The sequence below is a fragment of the Acinetobacter sp. Ag2 genome (genome assembly GCF_001005515.1).
In the GTDB taxonomy this organism is placed as follows: domain Bacteria; phylum Pseudomonadota; class Gammaproteobacteria; order Pseudomonadales; family Moraxellaceae; genus Acinetobacter; species Acinetobacter bereziniae.
In genome coordinates, this window is the sequence record NZ_LBNA01000049.1 from 65751 (window position 1) to 84321 (window position 18571).

The window sequence follows — 18571 nt, forward strand, 5'->3', positions numbered from 1 at the left end:
TGGTCACGCTACTTTTTCAATGGGATGAATGACTTTAAGCAAGCCATATATTTGTTGAGCTAAATATTCAATTTGTGTGCTATTGATAATATAAGGTGGCAATAAGCGAATAATTTTTCCTTGGGTGACATTCACTAAGATATCAAATTCTTCACTGGCAATTTTTGTCAGGTTTTCAATCGGATGGATCAGTTCAATTGCAATCATCAATCCCACACCACGAACCGATTGCACATTGTTTAAACCTGTTAATTTGGACTGTAGTAAATCGAGTAAGTGATAACCTTTTGCATGAATTGAGGATAAATACTGTGTTTCCAGTAGATGCAACACTCGATACGCCACACGACAGGCTAGAGGATTTCCACCAAAGGTAGAACCATGTAAGCCTGACTGTAATAGCTGCCCCAACTTAGGGTGGGTTAAACAGGCACCAATCGGCAAACCATTGCCCAAGCCTTTGGCAATGGTGAGTACATCAGGACAAATTTCAGCTTGTTGATAATAGAACCATGTTCCTGTACGCCCGAGTCCACATTGGATTTCATCCAACATCAACAACCAATCCTGTTGATCACATAGTGCTCTGAGTTGCTTGAGATAAAATGCTGAAGCAATATTCACCCCAGCTTCACCCTGAATTGGCTCAAGCAACACTGCCACAACATCGGGATCAATTTGATAAGCTTCAATTGCAGCCAAATCATGAAATGCAACAAACTCAAAACCTGTTAGTAAGGGACCAAAAGCCTGTCGATAATCAGCTTTTGCCGTTGCAGACAACGCCCCTAATGTACGTCCGTGAAATGCCTGTTGCATGACAATTATTTTGGGACATTGAATGCCTCGCTGATGACCATATAAACGAGCTAATTTAATTGCCGTTTCATTGGCTTCTGTGCCTGAATTACAAAAAAAAGTCTGGGTTAAACCCGTAATCTGTGCCAGTTTTTCAGCAAGACGTTCATTCCAAGTATGTTTAAATAAATTGGAAAGATGTAAGAATGTTTGGGATTGTGCCACGATTTCCGTATGAATATCAGGATGAGCATGCCCAAGTAAGGTGACACCGACACCTGAAATAGCATCCAAATAACGCTTATCTTGATGATCCCATAGATAGCACCCTTGACCCCGTTGAAATTCAATGGCTAAAGGTTGATAAACGGGCATTAAATGACTCATGTCATCTCCTGCGACAAAATATTCATCGAACATGGCTGATAGATATATTCACTTCCCAAGAGCTGCATCGCCCCCTCTTTTTGCATAAGAAAACGCGCATCTTCAATCACTTGATGTAACTCATAGCTTAATTCGGTTGTATGCTGTAAATAACTCAACAAAGTATTAATTTTCATTAAAGCGTGCATAGAACGGCTTTGAAAATGTCCCAATAATTTGCCCTGTTGATAGATGGTTAATTGATAATGTTGACTCATCTTGGCTTACTCCGCCCAGTAATAATGATCAGGCAGTGCTCTTGCACCAAAAATAGCCTGCCCAACGCGAATATCCGTTGCACCTTCTTCGATGGCAATTTCAAAATCTCCAGACATCCCCATAGATAAACGCTGGACATCAGGATAAATTTTTTGAATTTGATCTCTTAGTACACGTAAAGTCTGAAAACATCGCCTCACCTCAACAGCATCTTGACTGTGAATAGCCAGCGTCATTAATCCAATTATTTTGAACTGCGTAAACTGCTGACACTGCTCAATTAAAGCTAAGGCTTGTTCAGGTTCAACACCAAATTTACTGTGTTCATTGGAGGTATTTACTTGAATAAAAACAGGAATTTTGCGTTGTTCGAGTAATAAGCGATGATTTAGTTTTTCTGCAAGTTTTAAACTGTCTAAGGCATGAAACTCATCAATAAATTTGGCAACATACTTCACTTTATTGCTTTGTAAATGCCCAATTAAAATCCAATGAATCGGTAAATGTTGTAGCGCTTCATATTTGGCTTTCGCCTCTAACACTTTATTTTCACCAAAACTACAAAAGCCTAATTGATATGCCTGTTCAATTTTTTCAATCGCTAAAGTTTTGGTCACAGGCAATAAGCGAATCTCTGCGGGATTACGTCCTATTTTTTGGCATATCGCTGTCATCTGTTGCTGAACCTCACTAAAGTTTTGCTGCAACCCAATTAAATTGCTCGGCGTAACAAAGTGCTCCATAAAAAAACCCATGACAAATTAATTTTGTCCTATGACAATAATATGGTTTAAAAAATTGCGCAAGCTTTTTATCGTCTTGCTCGACAAATTAGCTTGCGCTTACTCAATAAAACCCATTCATCACCGTGACTAAATCACGCGCTAAGAATTAAAGTTATTGCCATTTTTTACATACCCAATGCTCATGTTATTGGGCAGGTTTCCAAACAAATTGTGCAGCGTCAATTTGATTAGGAATCAACTTTTGACTATAGAAAAGGTCTGCAATCTTTTGTTGAGATTGAATAGCCTCTGAACTTAAAATCGCAACAGGATTTGGTTTTGGTTTTTTAGCAATCACTTTTTGCGTCACTTTGACATCTAAACCAGTGCTCTTCGCCAAAATCTCAGCTGCTTCTGATGGATGAGCATTAATCCACTGATCACTTTGATTTAATACAGCCAATACTTTTTCTGCATCCTTTGGATGGTTTTTGACAAAATTAGGCTGCGCCAAATAGTAGCTATAGGTCGTTGGCAAATCTGTAGACTCGAATAAAATCTTTGCATTTCCATCAATTTCAGCAGCGCTAATATAGGGGTCCCAAACAGCCCAAGCATCAATTGCCTTTTTATCCAAAGCAGCACGTGCATCGGATGGAGTAAGCCAAACAGGTTGGATATCTGCCCATGATAGAGGAACTTGCTTTAAAGTTTCAGCCAAAAAATTATGCGCACTTGAGCCTCGGGTTAATGCAATTCGTTTACCTTTCAAATCCGCAAGACTTTTAATCGAACTCTGATTCGGCAATAAAATCGCATGAGCCTGTCGTGAGGATTGCTCATAACCTAAATAATTCAATTGTTTCCCCGCGGATAATGCAAATACAATCGGTGCATCACCGGTATAACCGAAATCAATTGAATTGACGGATAAAGCCTCTAAAGTCTGAGGACCCGCGGGAAATTCTTTCCACTCAATTTTTACATGAGGGAATTGTTTTTCAAACAATTGATTCTGCTTCGCCACGATCAATTTTAATGCTGCTTTTTGATAGCCTATATTGAGTGTACTGATCTGATTGCTATCAATGGATTTTTTATCATCCTGTGTCTGTTTTGAACAACCTGAAAGCAGTAACCCTGTACTAAAAATGGTAATCAATCCATACGCTAATAACTTATTCATATTCACTCAAATCATCTAATATTTCATCGAGTGTATACAGACAATAAAATATTGATAAATATATAATCTTTATATATTTATCATATAATATTCACAAAGGTTTTTTAACGCTTCAATATTCTATTTTTTATAGCGAATACAATTACGCCCTTCTGCTTTGGCTAAATACAAATATTCGTCAGCAGCTTTAAATACCTTATGAATATCTGTAGATATTTCAGGCCAGTGTGCAATACCAATCGATACAGTCACTGCGGGAATATCATCAATTGGACTTTTTTCCAACAGTTGGCGAATTCTTTCAGCAATATTGATACTTAAATTTTGGCTATCTATCGGACTTAATATGACAAATTCCTCGCCACCAATTCGACAACAAATATCAATATTTCGTACACAGTCCTTGATATGCTGTGCCGTACGCTTTAACACCATATCCCCCTTTTCATGCCCATATTGATCATTGATTTTTTTAAAGTAATCAATATCTACAGCAATAATCGCAAAAGGAATATTGGATTTCATCAAGCGTTCAATATGCAGCTCCATCCCACGACGGTTATACAGCCCTGTCAAAGGATCAGTATTCACATAATGGTTGAGTGTAGAAATTCGTTTGCTAAAATTTGAAGAACTTTGCAACAAGGATCGTTTAAAATTCCTGACTTCATAATATAGCGCATCAACATCTTTAATTTGATTGGCTGTTTCTGGATTGTTTAAATGGCTCGCCATCGTTGCCAAGCGGTTTAATGGCGCAGAAATATAATAGGAAATTTTCCAGATAATTAAAAAAATTAGAATATAAAAAACAAGCATATATACAATGATTTTATAGATAAGGTTGGGTACTTTTTCTAATAGTTTATGCGTGGGTTGTTGCGAAACAATAATCCAATCAGTGTGTTTCACTTTTGCAAAACCCGCTAAATTATCAACCCCCTTACTATTGATCAATCTGATTTTTCCTATCGAATGTTTCTCCATATAATCCAGACCTGTATTGTCTGTTGCATATGTTCCTATTCGATGAACATCAGGATGAAAAATGATTTTATGCTGGCTATCGAGCACATACATATAGCTGTCTTTATAATTAAAACTAATGGTCAATAACTCATTGATAATATTTCTTTCTTTTAAATAAATCGCACCACCTACAAAACCTAGATAGTTCTTATGCCGATCAAAAATTGGTTGTGAAATAAACACAATCAAATTCTTTTTGACTGAGTAATACGGACTTGTAATCACGGTCTTTTGGGTATCTAAAGATTCAGTAAAGCCCAATGTTCTATTGATTACATTTTTATTCAATGCAATTTTCGATGGTGAAAAATTGAGGATTCGACCATGTTTATCAGAAATAATCACACTATCAAAAAAGTTAGACTGAAATTTGAGGCGGTCTACTTCTGATTGTTTAAATTTTTCGTCATCAAATGATTGCCCCAATAACATGGCACTGTAATCAAGTTGTTTTAATACCGTCTGAATTTGTGAATCTGTTTTTTGCGCAATCTTCGTTGCATACTCCATATTCACAGACAAAGACGTATCTAATAATTCTTTTTTTTGAATAGAGTAGTTTACGAATAAAGATGCAATAAAGAGGATAACAATACTGAAAACAGCCAAAAATAGAATAAGTTTCCTTAGGTTTAATTTTAAACAAAATATGAATTTTTTTAGTTTCATTGAGTCAATTGCAAACAGCATTTGCTTGAATTTTATGCTCTTTTAATCATTATTACTACAATATTTTTATTATTATTAAACTTATTTCCAATCCCCTTAAAATAAGATGCGCATAATATTATCAACAAATTATAAGCATCACTTCATATAATAATACTTAAAAATAATTATAACCCTCTGTAATATAAATAAGAAATTCATTTTACTCTCTAATTGAACAATATACTCAGGGGATGTATTTTTTACCTTCTAGATTTAATGTAAAAATATATTATTCTTATTAACATGACTTTAATCATATATTAAGCTCTACTTCGCATATTCTTTATATCAACTAAATTAATAGATTTTACAACGACAGCAATTTACCTAATTGTCTTGAATTGATGTCTGTTCAAGAGTCATAACATTACTATGTTTATCGAATAAAAAATATTTAATCAACCAGTGCTTTGACCGATACGAATGTTTATCAATCAAACGCAATCAACAAGTGACTGCCATGAATATAGAGCATCCTTGGCAATCAAGTTGATTTTCATGGTGATTTAAGCTGCTTAGATACTTTTGGAATTATTCGACTTGTCAAGCAAAAAATTTAAATGTTGTCGTACCGCAGCCCATTCACTTTTTAAAATACTATACACATATGTATCACGCAAAATATCATCTTTCACAATTTGATGGCTACGCAATATGCCATCGAGTTTTGCACCTAAACGTTCAATCGCGGCTCGGCTTTTGAAGTTAAATGAGGACGTGCGAAACTCAACTGCAATACAATCCAAGTGATCAAAAGCATAACTTAGCAGTAACTGCTTACATGCTGTATTGATATGTGTTCGTTGCACAGATTGTCGATACCAAGTTGAACCAATTTCGACACGGCGATGGACCGCTTCGATATTCATAAAACTGGTCATGCCTAAAACTTGAGCTGTTTGTTTTTCAATGACGGTATAAGGCAACATCTTGCCTTGAGTCTGTAAGTTTAATCGTCGCTGAATCTCAGCCCTCATTTGCTCAGGCGTTGGGATATGTGTAAACCATAAGTTCCATAGTTCTCCGTCACATACAGCTTCTATTAGCGCTTCCATGTGTTGTATTTCAAGCGGTTTTAAAATGACATGATCATTTTCTAAAACCTGAGATGTCAGCCAAGTCATTCAATTCTCCTTCTACCCACATAGAGATGAGTATTTATTTATTTTTCTCTGCTGCAACCTGATACATTGCATCAGCAATTACACCATGCTCTGTCTGAGATAATGCATTGGCAACGCCAACAATATCTCGATGATCTTTGTTCTGACCGAGTTTTGCTTTGCCTTGCAGTCTCGTGATTTCTATTTCAATACCAACAATTTCCTGAAGCATCGGTTCCAGATAATCTTTGGGAGCATCAGACATTTTCCACGGCGTAGGTTGAGTTGCTTCATGTGTCCGAGTTAAACGTGCAACTACACCCCGTACATAACGCTCGTCATCATGAATACGGATTTTGCCATGCGCATGTACAACCCTGTAGTTCCATGTTGGCACCTGTCGATGGTGTTCATGTTTACTTGGATACCATTGAGGTGAAATATAGGCATCTCCAGCACGGAATACCACCAACACCTCATCACCATCATGAAGCTGCTGCCAGATAGGATTCTGTCTTGACACATGGGCATGGAGTGTGCCCAACTCTGACTGTTCTAACTGTAGTTCAAAAGGTAAATGGTTAGCATCTAGACCCTGTGTGCCATGACTCAACAGTATTCCCAGCGGATATTCACACATCAGTTGATGCATCTCTTTCACTTCAGTGATTTCAAAATCTTTTGGGATATACATGGTCGACTCCTCTCACTCTCACTCTCACTCTCACTCTCACTCTCACTCTCAATCATTAAAACAGTCATTAAACATGAACTTCCTGTTGTAAATTTTCTGATTTAATTGGATTATTCAAAAGTACCAGTTTGTATTTATTTAAGTAGTCCAGAATTATGGCGAGAATGGCAAAAGTGGTTGAGCTTCCTTCAATTTCGAAGCTCAACAAACAGCAAGGCAAAGTGACTGCGCAACTGATACAGATACTCAGAGAAGCTGTACAACAAGGAGATTTAAAGGCAGGTGATCCTTTGCCCTCGTCACGTGAATTGGCGCTCAGCTTAAGTGTTTCCCGTGGAACGATAATTGAGGCATATGATCAATTACTGGCAGAAGGTGTTTTAGAGGCACATCCACGTAAGGGAACCTTTGTTGCACAGTCTTTAATCAACACGCCACATCAACAACATCAAAAAGACATTGTTACCAATACATTTAAATCAAATCTGACAGCAACCGCACAAGCCTATGCCGAGATATTAAAAGAATTTAAACCTTTGCCCCATTTACCCTTTGCGATATCTGTTCCTACCGGACGTACTCAACCCAATGATGTCTGGCGCAAATTTGGCAATCGCTATCGTGCTCAAGGAGAAGGCTTACCCTCAGGCTATGATGATCCTCAGGGCGTATGGTCATTGCGAGTTGCAATTGCAGAGTATGTTCGTCGTTCTCGTTCAGTTCATTGCCAACCTGAACAGATTGTGATTACCAATGGCATACAACAAGCTTTATATATTTGCAGTCAAATTTTATTTGAACCAAAGGATCAGGTATGGCTCGAAGATCCTGCTTATCGTGGAACATCAGCCATTTTAGAAAATGCTATACAAAACATCCAAATTGTTCGTGTTCCTGTTGATGAGGAAGGATTGCAAGTCAATACAGCCATCAACCTTGCTCCTCATGCACGAGCAGCTTTCGTTACCCCTTCTCATCAATACCCGATGGGTATGCCAATGAGTTTATCTCGTCGTCATGCCTTATTGGCATGGGCATCACAACAACAAGCATGGATTATTGAAGATGATTATGACAGCGAACTACGTTATCACGGGCAACCTTTTCCAGCCTTACAAGGTTTAGCACCTGAACGTGTCATCTATTTGGGTACTTTTAGTAAAGTGCTTTTCCCTTCACTTCGACTGGGTTATGCGATTTTACCGCAAGCCTTAGTTGCACCTTTCTGTGGTTTAAGAGTGTTGATCGACCGTCACCCTGCTTCAGCAGATCAACATGTGCTCGCCAAGTTTATTGAGCAAGGGTATTTAGAACGACATATCCGTAAAATTCGCCAAGTTTATGCCGAAAATCGTCAACATTTGATGACGATAATTGCAAAACATATCCCTGAACATCTCGGTTATTTAGAGTCAGGAGATCAAGGCATGCATATGGTGCTTTGGCTCGCAGAACATATCAATGACCTTGCCATTGCCCAAGCAGCCGTAGACATGAAAATTGCTGTGAAAGCCATTTCTCCAACTTTTTCAGCACAACGAAAACGTTCAGGTTTAATTCTTGGCTTAGGTGATTTTAATCTTAAGCAAATGGAAAGTGCGGTCATAATTTTAGCTGATCTCATTCAACATGCTGATGTTAAATCAGCATCCATCTAGTCAATCATTTAAAAACATGTATCGCAAAATCGAGTTTCTGTTGATCAATATGAATCTGCGCATATCGATCTATACAGACCAGTTTAGATCTAAACCCAACTGCACAGAGTCAATTCTTTACAGTTTAGTGCTGTTCTTCTTGATATTCCTGAATAGCTTCTTTGGCTATACGAAAACTGTCTACCGCAGCAGGTACACCACAGTAAATTGCAACCTGTAACAGCACCTCACGAATTTTGTCTTTTGGTACACCATTTCGTAATGCGCCTTTAACATGTAATTTTAGCTCATGTGGACGATTTAATGCAGAAATCATGGCAAGATTAATCAGACTACGCTCAGGTTTGCTCAGTTCTTCACGTCCCCACACTGCACCCCAACAATACTCAGTGACCAACTCCTGTAAGGGTAAATTAAAGTCATCCGCATTGTTGATCGATTGATTAACATAATCTTCACCCAGTACTTGTTTACGAATCACAAGACCTTTTTCAAATTTTTCATTACTCATCCGTTTAATCCTCCAAATAAGGTGTATTTAATTTCAAGGTAATCTTCAATGCCATACTTTGAACCTTCACGCCCTAAACCTGATTGTTTGATTCCACCAAATGGTGCAACCTCATTAGAAATCAATCCTTTATTGATACCTACCATGCCGTATTCCAATTGTTCACTCATACGCCAAGCACGTCCAAGGTCTTTGGTATAACAGTAGGCAGCTAAACCAAACTCAGTTGCATTGGCCATCTCTAGCGCCTGTTGCTCGGTTTCAAACTTAAATACAGCGGCAAGCGGACCAAAAGTTTCCTGAGTTGCCACATCCATGTCTGCGGTCACATCTGCAATAATGGTTGGCTGATAAAATAACTCTCCTGCGCTGTGACGTTGCCCCCCTGTCACCAAACGAGCTGCTTTGGATAAGGCATCTTGTACATGGGCTTCGACTTTCTTCACAGCATTCAGATTAATCAGTGGACCAATTTCACTACCAGCATCCAAGCCATTGCCAATTTTAAAAGCACTGACTTTTTCACTTAATGCGTTGATGAATTTATCGTAGATGCCTGCTTGAACCAAAAAGCGATTTACACAAACACAGGTCTGCCCAGCATTTCGATATTTCGCAATCAATGCGCCTTCAATGGCGTCATCCAAATCTGCGTCATCAAAAACAATGAATGGTGCATTACCACCCAATTCCAAAGAGACTTTTTTTAAGGTTTGTGCAGAACGTTGATAAAGCATTTTTCCCACAGGTGTAGATCCTGTAAATGTAAACTTTCGCACCACATCACTTTCAAAAATAGCATCTCCAATCGTGACTGCATCCCCTGTAATCACACTGAAAATTTCGGCAGGAATCCCAGCTTGCACAGCTAAATCAACCAACGCTAAAGCTGTAAATGGTGTTTCAGGTGCAGGTTTAACAATACAAGGGCAACCTGCCGCCAATGCAGGCGCTACTTTTCGTGTAATCATCGCTGCTGGGAAATTCCACGGTGTAATCGCTGCAACGACTCCGATCGCTTGTTTTTGTACCACAATACGTGCATCTGGATATGGGCTTGGGACGATATCCCCATATACACGCTTTGCTTCTTCAGCAAACCACTCTACAAAACTGGCAGCATACAAAATCTCTCCTCTCGCCTCTGCCAATGGTTTGCCCTGTTCACTGGTGAGAATAAAAGCAAGTTCATCTGCCTGCTCAACCATCAATTCAAACCAACGTTTTAAAATGATTGAACGATCTTTTGCTGTTTTATTTTTCCAAGCTGACCAAGCATTTGCAGCAGCTTGAATTGCTCGTTCTGCTTCGGTTTTCCCCATATTGGGTACTGTCCCAATAAGTGCTTGAGTTGCAGGATTATAAATATCTGTTCTTTGAAGGTTGTCAGCATCACACCATTGCCCAGCGATGAAGGCTTGTTGGTGAAAGAGAGACATGTCTTTGAGTTGCATATGGATCATCCTGTTTAGATGCAAACATCCGTATGTGCTTTTACCGCTATGATTTGTATCAGCACATACTTAGTCTTGTATTATGGCATACCAAGAAAATGATGAAAAAAAATTTTCGGTTGCCCGAATGTTATGATTCAACGTTAAAAATAATAGAATAAAGTCAAATTCAATAACTTATTCCACTTATTATCATCCCCCAATGCCAATGATGCTGCATTGCCACCGATAAAAGGATCATTTTTACTCATGATATATTCAGCAAGCAAAGAAAGCTGTTTATGATCAATGGAGACACCCAAGATATTTCGAATGGAATCCTTTGCTTCAGCCTGATCTTTGTTATATCGGCTATGCATGAGATAAGGGGTAATATTGCCAATTTTTCCGACATCTTTAAATGCATACCCCAGATCAGCCGTGTAATAACTGGCTTTGTTGGCGACGGCATATTCAGTGTCATAAGATCCCATAAGCGAAGTGTCAGGTTGAATTAAATCTTTATTGTTGACATCATTTTTGCCTCCAGTCAAAGTCAACCCAAGCAGCCCATAATTTACTTTGGTAAATACTGACCAAGCATTACGTCGTCCAGTCTGGTTGGTTTTCTTATTGTCTATTTGCGAGATCCAGTAAGACGCACCAAGCTGCGTATCTAAACCATCGATACCCAAAGGAATATCTTGACTCACCCGCCCCACCCACATGTTTTTCTCTTGTAAGTTAGTTTGTGTCACATCATCGGAACGTACATAATTGGCTGTGTAACGACCTGAATCTGGCGTATAGGTCCCTGAATAATGACCACCATCAATCGCAAAATAACCAAAATCAAATTTGGTCGCTGACGATAATTCAGCATGATAGTTCACACCAACATTATGCACATCTTCCAAACCCGCAGTAGTATTGATACTACCATACAAGCTATTACCCCAGAAACGTCCGGGTCCAAATGGAATGGCTTGCATACCCACCACAAGTTGATCTGTTTTATTCAAACGATAACCTGCATAAGCATCAATCATGCTGGAAAAATCACAAAACCGCTCATATTGATAACAACGATATTCTGCGTGTCCAAACAGATTTCCACGTTCATAATCCAATTTAAGTTGCGCTGCATCGAAACGGATTTTCTGATCATCAGCATTCTCACCATAATCTTTGACTTGGTAATTGCCCCGTACATAACCAGATACAGTGAGCTGACCTGTTTCACTATTGGATTCACCAAAACTGATTCCAGCATAACTTGGTGAAATATATGCAACTAAAATTGAAGCGATAACCCATTGTAAATTATTATTTTTCATCGTGAAGATTCCTTTCACATCACATTTTAATGTTAAACTTTGATATCCAAAGCCGAGTCTGCGTATTTAATCTTGCTGAAATTAAACAGGTAATACACGATAAAACTCACCACCAATCCAATCACCCAAGAAACATCAACATCAGGGATCACATTGGCAAATGGTCCTGTAAAAAAGGCATTGGTCAAGAAAGGAATCTGAATCATAATCCCGATAAAATAGGCGATCAGCGCTTTGGCATTAAACTTGCCGTAAATACCACCATCTTGGGCAAAAATAGACTGAATATCATAAGATTTCTTGTTGACCACATAGAAATCCAAAAGATTGATCGACACCCAAGGTACTAAGATAAACAACAAGGCAAAAATCACATTCAGGAAGAAACTAATAAAGTTGCTCGAAGCCCATAATGCAGTGAAAGTTGCCAAAATCAGTACCACAACTGACAGCACAATTCGAATATTCTTACTCGGTATCCATTGTCCTGCAAAGGTTTGAATCGAAGTAATGCATGACAACACTGCACCATATAGATTCATGGCATTGTGACCGATAATATTACAAAGAAATAAAATCATCAGAACGTAGCCAAATATACCTGTGCCTGATTTAACTGCTTCCATCGCATCTGTTGTGGAACCGATACTGACCGCTACAGTTCCAAAAGCCATAGCAAAAATTGTACCGAGAGATGCACCCAAATAGGTGTAAATAAAGGGTTTATAAATGCCAATACTTTTAGGTAAATATCTTGAATAATCTGAGGTATATGGAGAAAAACTAATTTGCCAAACCGCACATAAACCAAACATGGCAAACCAGCCTTTCAGGTTGAAAGTTCCTTTTGCCAAAACCTCAGCATTGATATGCGGCAGCATAATGATTAGACCAATCAACAACGAACCACCCATAAACCAAGTTCCAATCTTATTGAACTTATGAATCAGGTGATAACCGACGATTCCAATGGTCGTTGCAGCAATTGCTCCGATCACGGTTGCTGTAGGTACAGGAATTGCGGGAACAACCGTGTGCAAAGTTTTACCCGATAAAATAATATTGGAAATAAAGAATCCAAGGTAAATCAGGGTCGTAAATAACACCACCAACAAAGCCCCATAGCGCCCAAACTGCGCACGGCTTTGAATCATTTGTGGAATACCCACTTGCGGTCCTTGTGCCGAGGTTAGTGCTAAAATCGCTGCACCAAAGAAATGTCCTGCACAAATTGCCACCAAAGCACTGATTAAGCTTAGCTTAAAAGTGAGCATCGACATTGCACCTGTAATCACAGCCAAAGGCGCAATATTGGTACAAAACCATAAAGTAAAAAGATCCCGAACTTTTCCATTGCGTTCTGATGGATCTACATAATCAATCGAATGGCTTTCTATCGCAAAAGCATTTTTTTCATTTTGACTCATATCCTTAATCTCTCTTCGAGGAATTCATTTTCCTCAATCTGAATTTATTTGTGAGCGTAAATGTAGATTTCACAACCTACTTTGTCAGCATCCTATTCAAATGACCTGACCACGATATTGACGATATGGCTGACTAATACGCTGTCATTTGCGTGAATTCAGCCTAAAAAAGATAAAAGACACCCCATGTGAGACTTTTTTCAAAGCTCAACAATATTTATCCTTTTCAATTACAGTAAAAATTTATAGAACTTTAGTGTTCTGCATATATTTTCATCCTTGAAGTTAAATTCCTTGAATTAAAGTTTGATCATTTACCACATGACCATTATTTATCTTATGACCATCCCTTATCTCATGATAAAGGGATCATCAATCGGTTGATCAGAGGTACGTAACCAAACCGTTTTGGTGGTGGTGTAGTCAAATACCGCCTCAAAACCACCTTCTCGACCATGTCCAGATAAACCATGACCACCAAAAGGTGCAAGTGGTGACACTGCACGATAAGTATTGAGCCAAACAATTCCGGATTGAATCGCTTTTGTCATGCGGTGTGCGCGACTTAGATTTGAAGTAAACACGCCTGCGGCAAGACCATAAGCGGTATTGTTTGCCGTGTGTATTGCCTCAAGCTCTGTTTTAAAACTGACCACGGACAGCACTGGACCAAACAACTCATTCATTACACAATCGGCCTGAGTCGCATCACTACAATCCAAAATAGTGGGTGGATAGTAATAGCCTGCACGGTCAATATTCTCCCCACCTGTCAATAGCTTTGCCCCCTGCTGAATTGAACTTGCGACAATCTGTTCAATTTTTTGCCGTTGGCGTAAAGTACACAATGGACCGAACTCAGTTGCCATATCCTCAGGCAGACCAATTTTGATGCTTTGCACACGTTGTACCAAGCGCTGTACAAATTCATCTTTGATGCTTTCTTCGACCAATAAGCGAGAACCTGCCACACAACTTTGTCCAGTTGCAGCAAAGATCGCTGCGACTTGAGCATTTACAGCACTTTGTAAATCAGCATCTGCGAACACAATAAATGGAGATTTCCCCCCTAACTCAAGAGATACTTTGGCAAGATTTTCAGCAGAATTTCTGACAATATGCTGCGCTGTTTCAGGTCCGCCTGTGAATGCCACATGCGCAACGTCAGGATGACGGGTTAAAACAGCACCACATTCAGCCGCAAAACCTGTAATCACATTTACCACACCCGCAGGGAAACCAGCTTCATGTACTAAGCGTGCAAAAGCCAGCAAAGGCGCTGGACCTTCTTCCGACGCTTTTAAAACCACGCTACAGCCTGCTGCCAAAGCAGGACCAACTTTAACTGCGGATAAAAATAACTGACTGTTCCAAGGTACGATTGCTGCAACAACACCTACAGGCTCTCGAATAGTCCAAGCTTGCATATCAGGCTTATCAATCGGTAAATATCGACCTTCAAGTTTGTCAGCAACACCAGCATAATAGCGGTAATACTCGGCCACATATGCAATCTGGCTCGACGTTTCACGAATAATTTTACCGGTATCTTGTGTCTCAAACAGCGCCAACTCTGGTGCTGATCGTTCAATTAAATCCGCAAGTTTATACAGCAACTTACCCCGCTGAGATGCAGTTAAATCAGCCCAAGCTGAATCTTTTAATGCTTGTGAAGCAGCTTCAACCGCACGATTCACTTCATCTGTACGTGCTTCAGGCATTTTTGCCCAAACTTGTCCTGTTGCAGGATTGATACTGTCAAATTGTGCAGCACCATCCTCAAACTGACCATTGATATATAACTGAAATGGAGAAGTCATGGTCTTCTCTCCTATGCAAAAGCTGGCATCACTTCGTTGATCATACGTTCCAATGAGGCTTTTTTACGTTCAAAGCTCATTCCTGTATCGATCCAGAATGAGTATTCGTTATAGCCCATTGCCTCATAAGCTTTTAAACGATCAATCACTTCTTGCGCTTGACCAATCACATTATTTTTACGCATAGCTTCAGGACTATAGAAAGGATGTTGCGCCATTTCTTCCTTGGTCATCGGCGCGATCAGCCCTTGGCTAATTTCACGCTCATTTTTAAACCATGCACCAAAATAATTATAGAATGTATTGATTTCATCTGCGGCGAGTTGAGCATCTTGCTCACTGTCAGCGACATAGGTATGACGAAGTAACATAATTTCAGGACGTGGAATGTCTGCAAATTTCTCACATGCTGCATTAAAGTTGCCCATCAATTTCTCAACTTCTTCATCACCCAAATGTAATGGTGTCACTTGCACATTACAGCCATGCTGAACTGCAAATTCATGACTATTTGGATCACGTGCTGCAACCCAAATCGGCGGATGTGGCTCTTGTAAAGGTTGAGGAGCTGAGGTAGTTTTCGGAAATTGCCAAAACTCACCTTGATGCTCGTAATCGCCTTTCCACAAGTTTTTAATGGCAGGAATCATTTCACGCAAACGTTGCCCTGCACTCCATGCATCCATACCCGGTACCATGCGCTCATATTCGAAAGAATAAGCTCCACGGGCAATACCGATATCCAAACGACCATTGCTGATAATATCTGTCATTGCTGCTTCACCAGCCAATTTGATTGGATGCCAAAACGGCGCAACGACTGTACCTGTACCTAAGCGCACATGTTGAGTTTTGTTGGCCAAATCAGCCAAATTGATAAATGGATTAGGCGCAATGGTAAAATTCATCGCATGATGTTCACCTGTCCAAATCGCATGCATTCCGCCTCGATCTGCAATCTGACAAAGTTCAACCATTTCATCATAAAGCTGTTTTTGTGTTTGCTGATCAGAAACACGTTCCATGTGTACAAATAATGAAAAACGCATAGTTAAACTTCCTCTTTAACAATTTGACGAACTGTACCTGTTGTTTGATTACCGTAATACACCCCATAAGTTTTGAGATAATTTTCTTTACGATAACGCATCAACATACTTTCCAAGGCACTATCAACAAAAGTAAGCTGCTCAAGATCATTCAAGTCTATAAACTGACCCTTATGTGCTTGAAGTACTGGGGTATTACATAAGAAGGCAATATACTGTTGCTGTGTGGTGATATCGTCATATACAGAATATATAAAGCTTGGCGATGCCTCAGGTTGATAGACACTGAAGATTTTTTCGAGGGCTTTTTCAGCACCATCTTTGTTGACGAGCAAATGCGGCAAAGTCCATTTGCCATCAGCAGTTTGTTCAAGCAAAATCTGGTTTTCATGACCGATTAACGCCATCATCATGACTTTCATACTTGAAATCACATCGGTCGATGATTTAGCTGGTGTGAAATAAGCACCACGATAATAACCAAGACCTGCAAAGCCTGCTGAAGCAAAGTTTTCTACTTGACCAATCAAAATCGCATGGTCACCTGCATCTACAATTTGATAAGTGGTGCAATCAAACCATGCACTCACGTGGTCAATAATTGGATTTTCATACTGACTCGTCTTCCAAGACAGATTTGCAAAACGATCATCACTTGGTCGTGCAAAAGTATTGGAAATATCTTTCTGCTCTTCAGCCAAAATGTTAATCGCAAAATGCTGAGCCTTGGCAAAATGATGATAATTGCTCGATGTCTTGGCAATGCTGACCAGTAGTAATGCTGGGTCCAAAGACACCGAAGCAAAAGAGTTTGCAGTAAAACCGAGCGCAGTTCCATCATCTGTACAGGTTGTGACTACGGTAACGCCGGTCATAAATGATCCAAAAGCATCACGTAGTTCACGTATTTTATTTATCGTATCCATTTCACTCATTGCTATATCCCTTCATCAAGCAATTTAGACGCTGGTTTCCAACCATGCTTGCATTGCATTATTCACTTTGTCTGGTGCCGTTAAATTCACCATATGTCTTTCATTTTCAATCACAATTGCTTTTGCATTTTGTGCTTGCTGAGCCATTTGTACTGCCATTTCAGCGGTTGAGTTGGGATCACCTGTTCCTGTTAAAATCAAAGCAGGACATGTGATTTTTGACCAATCATCTGCGTAGGTTGAATCTCCTTGGGCAAATGCTGAATAAGCTGTAGCGTAGCCAGCCATGTTCACATTTTGCAGCCATGTTTTTACCTTTAATGCTGCTTGGCGTTCGACTTCGCTGTCACCAAACCAACGTTGCAATGGTGTATCAATGTCGATCTTTCCTGTTTTCAGTGCTTCAGCACGCTGAAGCACGGCATCTTTGGCTTTTTCTGTGCGTTTATAAACACCATTTAAAACAGCCATTCGTTTAACTAAATCAGGACGTGTTGCACTCACGCCTGTGGTAATCAAAGAACCCATTGAGTGCCCTGCTAAATTCACAGCACCCACATTCAGTTGACATATAAACTCAATCGTCCAGTCAACAAATGCCTGTAAAGGGGCATCATTGACCAATTGGGTACTCTGTCCATGACCTGGCATATCCACCGAAATCACACGATAGTGTTTCGAAAAAAATTCTATTTGTGGATACCATGCTTCAGCTTGCATACCCACACCGTGAATAAGCACCAATGGCTCGCCTTCACCCTGCTCAAAATAATGAGCAATCCGATTATTTGACAGCTGCAGGGTTTTTGAGATCATGACCTAACTCTTCCAAATCTTGATAACGATCACCAATACGATGATGTGGACGACCACCTGTTGCGGCACCAATCACCACAACCAATTCATCTGCTGCAGGTGCATCAGGAATAGCAAATTGTAAAGTCAGATAATGAGAACGACGACCTTCATCATTTTTATCCATCATCGGGATCAAGATCGGCGCATTGGCAGGACCACGGGTATTGTTAAATGCTAAGTAAGATTTTGCACCGACCGCACTACGGTAAGTATTACCAAAATGCAAGGTGTGAATCAGTGCAGAAGCATGCTCAAGCTCACCGTTTAAACCCACAACCGCACTCTTACCAAATGCTTGTACAGCTTCACCTGAACCGACCTCATCCAAAATCAGACGAGTTAAATGCTCACTTAAAATTGGTGCAATACGGCGAATTTCTGGTGCCAAGTTTTCAACATAGCCCTGTCCTGCCCATGGATTTTGGATTACAGCTGCTGCTGCAACCATTTTTAAAGGTATTGCTGCTTCTTTACCACCATCGACATAGGTCGTTTCAACATGCAGTACAGTTTTACGGATTAGATTCATTGTTCTTCCTTGTGAATTCAACTTGCCATTCGTATTATGGTATACCATAATACATAATGAAAAAAAAGCAAGAGTTTGCTATGCTAATTTTGACAAAGAAACATGTAACAAAATTGTGCATGA

At 39.6% G+C, this 18571-nt stretch carries 17 protein-coding genes; 1 reads left to right on the top strand and 16 read right to left on the bottom strand.

Annotated features, from left to right (window positions below):
* Positions 1–3: 3 nt before the first annotated feature.
* The 7 genes from AAV97_RS10680 to AAV97_RS10710 form a co-directional block, all read right to left on the bottom strand.
* Positions 4–1185 carry an aspartate aminotransferase family protein gene (locus tag AAV97_RS10680; RefSeq protein ID WP_046760550.1) on the bottom strand — a complete coding sequence of 394 codons (1182 nt, stop codon included), beginning with the start codon at positions 1183–1185 and terminating at the stop codon, positions 4–6.
* Entirely contained in the window at positions 1182–1442 is a 261-nt protein-coding gene (locus AAV97_RS10685) for a hypothetical protein (protein ID WP_046760551.1), read from the bottom strand. The genes AAV97_RS10680 and AAV97_RS10685 overlap by 4 nt, the downstream gene beginning before the upstream one ends.
* A gap of 6 nt (positions 1443–1448) precedes the next feature.
* Positions 1449–2186, bottom strand: a complete 738-nt coding sequence (locus AAV97_RS10690) for a YggS family pyridoxal phosphate-dependent enzyme (RefSeq protein ID WP_046760597.1) — start codon at positions 2184–2186, stop codon at positions 1449–1451.
* Positions 2187–2373: 187 nt separating this feature from the next.
* Complete coding sequence (locus AAV97_RS10695; protein ID WP_046760552.1) at positions 2374–3354, bottom strand: aliphatic sulfonate ABC transporter substrate-binding protein; 981 nt, start codon at positions 3352–3354, stop codon at positions 2374–2376.
* A 120-nt stretch (positions 3355–3474) separates the two neighbouring features.
* Positions 3475–5073 carry a sensor domain-containing diguanylate cyclase gene (locus AAV97_RS10700; protein ID WP_046760553.1) on the bottom strand — a complete coding sequence of 533 codons (1599 nt, stop codon included), beginning with the start codon at positions 5071–5073 and terminating at the stop codon, positions 3475–3477.
* 536 nt (positions 5074–5609) lie between these two features.
* Positions 5610–6218: a GNAT family N-acetyltransferase gene (locus AAV97_RS10705; RefSeq protein ID WP_009586730.1), complete on the bottom strand. Its 609-nt coding sequence runs from the start codon at positions 6216–6218 to the stop codon at positions 5610–5612.
* Positions 6219–6252: 34 nt separating this feature from the next.
* Complete coding sequence (locus AAV97_RS10710) at positions 6253–6891, bottom strand: FMN-binding negative transcriptional regulator (protein WP_009586775.1); 639 nt, start codon at positions 6889–6891, stop codon at positions 6253–6255.
* A 155-nt stretch (positions 6892–7046) separates the two neighbouring features.
* On the opposite strand from AAV97_RS10710, the gene AAV97_RS10715 reads away from it, so the two are divergent.
* A complete protein-coding gene (locus tag AAV97_RS10715; protein ID WP_046760554.1) occupies positions 7047–8549 on the top strand; it encodes a PLP-dependent aminotransferase family protein in 1503 nt (500 codons plus the stop codon).
* Between the two features lie 124 nt (positions 8550–8673).
* Here the strand turns inward: AAV97_RS10715 and AAV97_RS10720 are convergent, their stop codons facing one another.
* From AAV97_RS10720 to AAV97_RS10760, 9 genes are all read right to left on the bottom strand, one after another.
* Entirely contained in the window at positions 8674–9060 is a 387-nt protein-coding gene (locus tag AAV97_RS10720; RefSeq protein ID WP_004829624.1) for a carboxymuconolactone decarboxylase family protein, read from the bottom strand.
* On the bottom strand, positions 9057–10514 hold the full coding sequence (locus AAV97_RS10725; protein ID WP_046760555.1) for an NAD-dependent succinate-semialdehyde dehydrogenase: 1458 nt from the start codon (positions 10512–10514) through the stop codon (positions 9057–9059). Before AAV97_RS10725 ends, AAV97_RS10720 begins: the two co-directional genes overlap by 4 nt.
* Before the next feature lie 143 nt (positions 10515–10657).
* Positions 10658–11830 (bottom strand): hypothetical protein, encoded by a 1173-nt coding sequence (locus AAV97_RS10730; protein WP_046760556.1) that lies wholly within the window; start codon positions 11828–11830, stop codon positions 10658–10660.
* A 32-nt stretch (positions 11831–11862) separates the two neighbouring features.
* Positions 11863–13257, bottom strand: a complete 1395-nt coding sequence (locus AAV97_RS10735; RefSeq protein WP_046760557.1) for a purine-cytosine permease family protein — start codon at positions 13255–13257, stop codon at positions 11863–11865.
* 350 nt (positions 13258–13607) lie between these two features.
* Positions 13608–15077: a (Z)-2-((N-methylformamido)methylene)-5-hydroxybutyrolactone dehydrogenase gene (tgnC, locus tag AAV97_RS10740; RefSeq protein ID WP_046760558.1), complete on the bottom strand. Its 1470-nt coding sequence runs from the start codon at positions 15075–15077 to the stop codon at positions 13608–13610.
* 11 nt (positions 15078–15088) lie between these two features.
* Positions 15089–16126 carry a flavin-dependent trigonelline monooxygenase oxygenase component gene (gene tgnB / locus AAV97_RS10745; protein ID WP_009586728.1) on the bottom strand — a complete coding sequence of 346 codons (1038 nt, stop codon included), beginning with the start codon at positions 16124–16126 and terminating at the stop codon, positions 15089–15091.
* A 2-nt stretch (positions 16127–16128) separates the two neighbouring features.
* Complete coding sequence (tgnA, locus tag AAV97_RS10750) at positions 16129–17061, bottom strand: flavin-dependent trigonelline monooxygenase reductase component (protein ID WP_046760559.1); 933 nt, start codon at positions 17059–17061, stop codon at positions 16129–16131.
* Between the two features lie 24 nt (positions 17062–17085).
* Complete coding sequence (locus AAV97_RS10755) at positions 17086–17877, bottom strand: alpha/beta fold hydrolase (protein ID WP_046760560.1); 792 nt, start codon at positions 17875–17877, stop codon at positions 17086–17088.
* A complete protein-coding gene (locus AAV97_RS10760; protein ID WP_009586814.1) occupies positions 17846–18448 on the bottom strand; it encodes an amino acid synthesis family protein in 603 nt (200 codons plus the stop codon). Before AAV97_RS10760 ends, AAV97_RS10755 begins: the two co-directional genes overlap by 32 nt.
* Positions 18449–18571 lie beyond the last annotated feature (123 nt).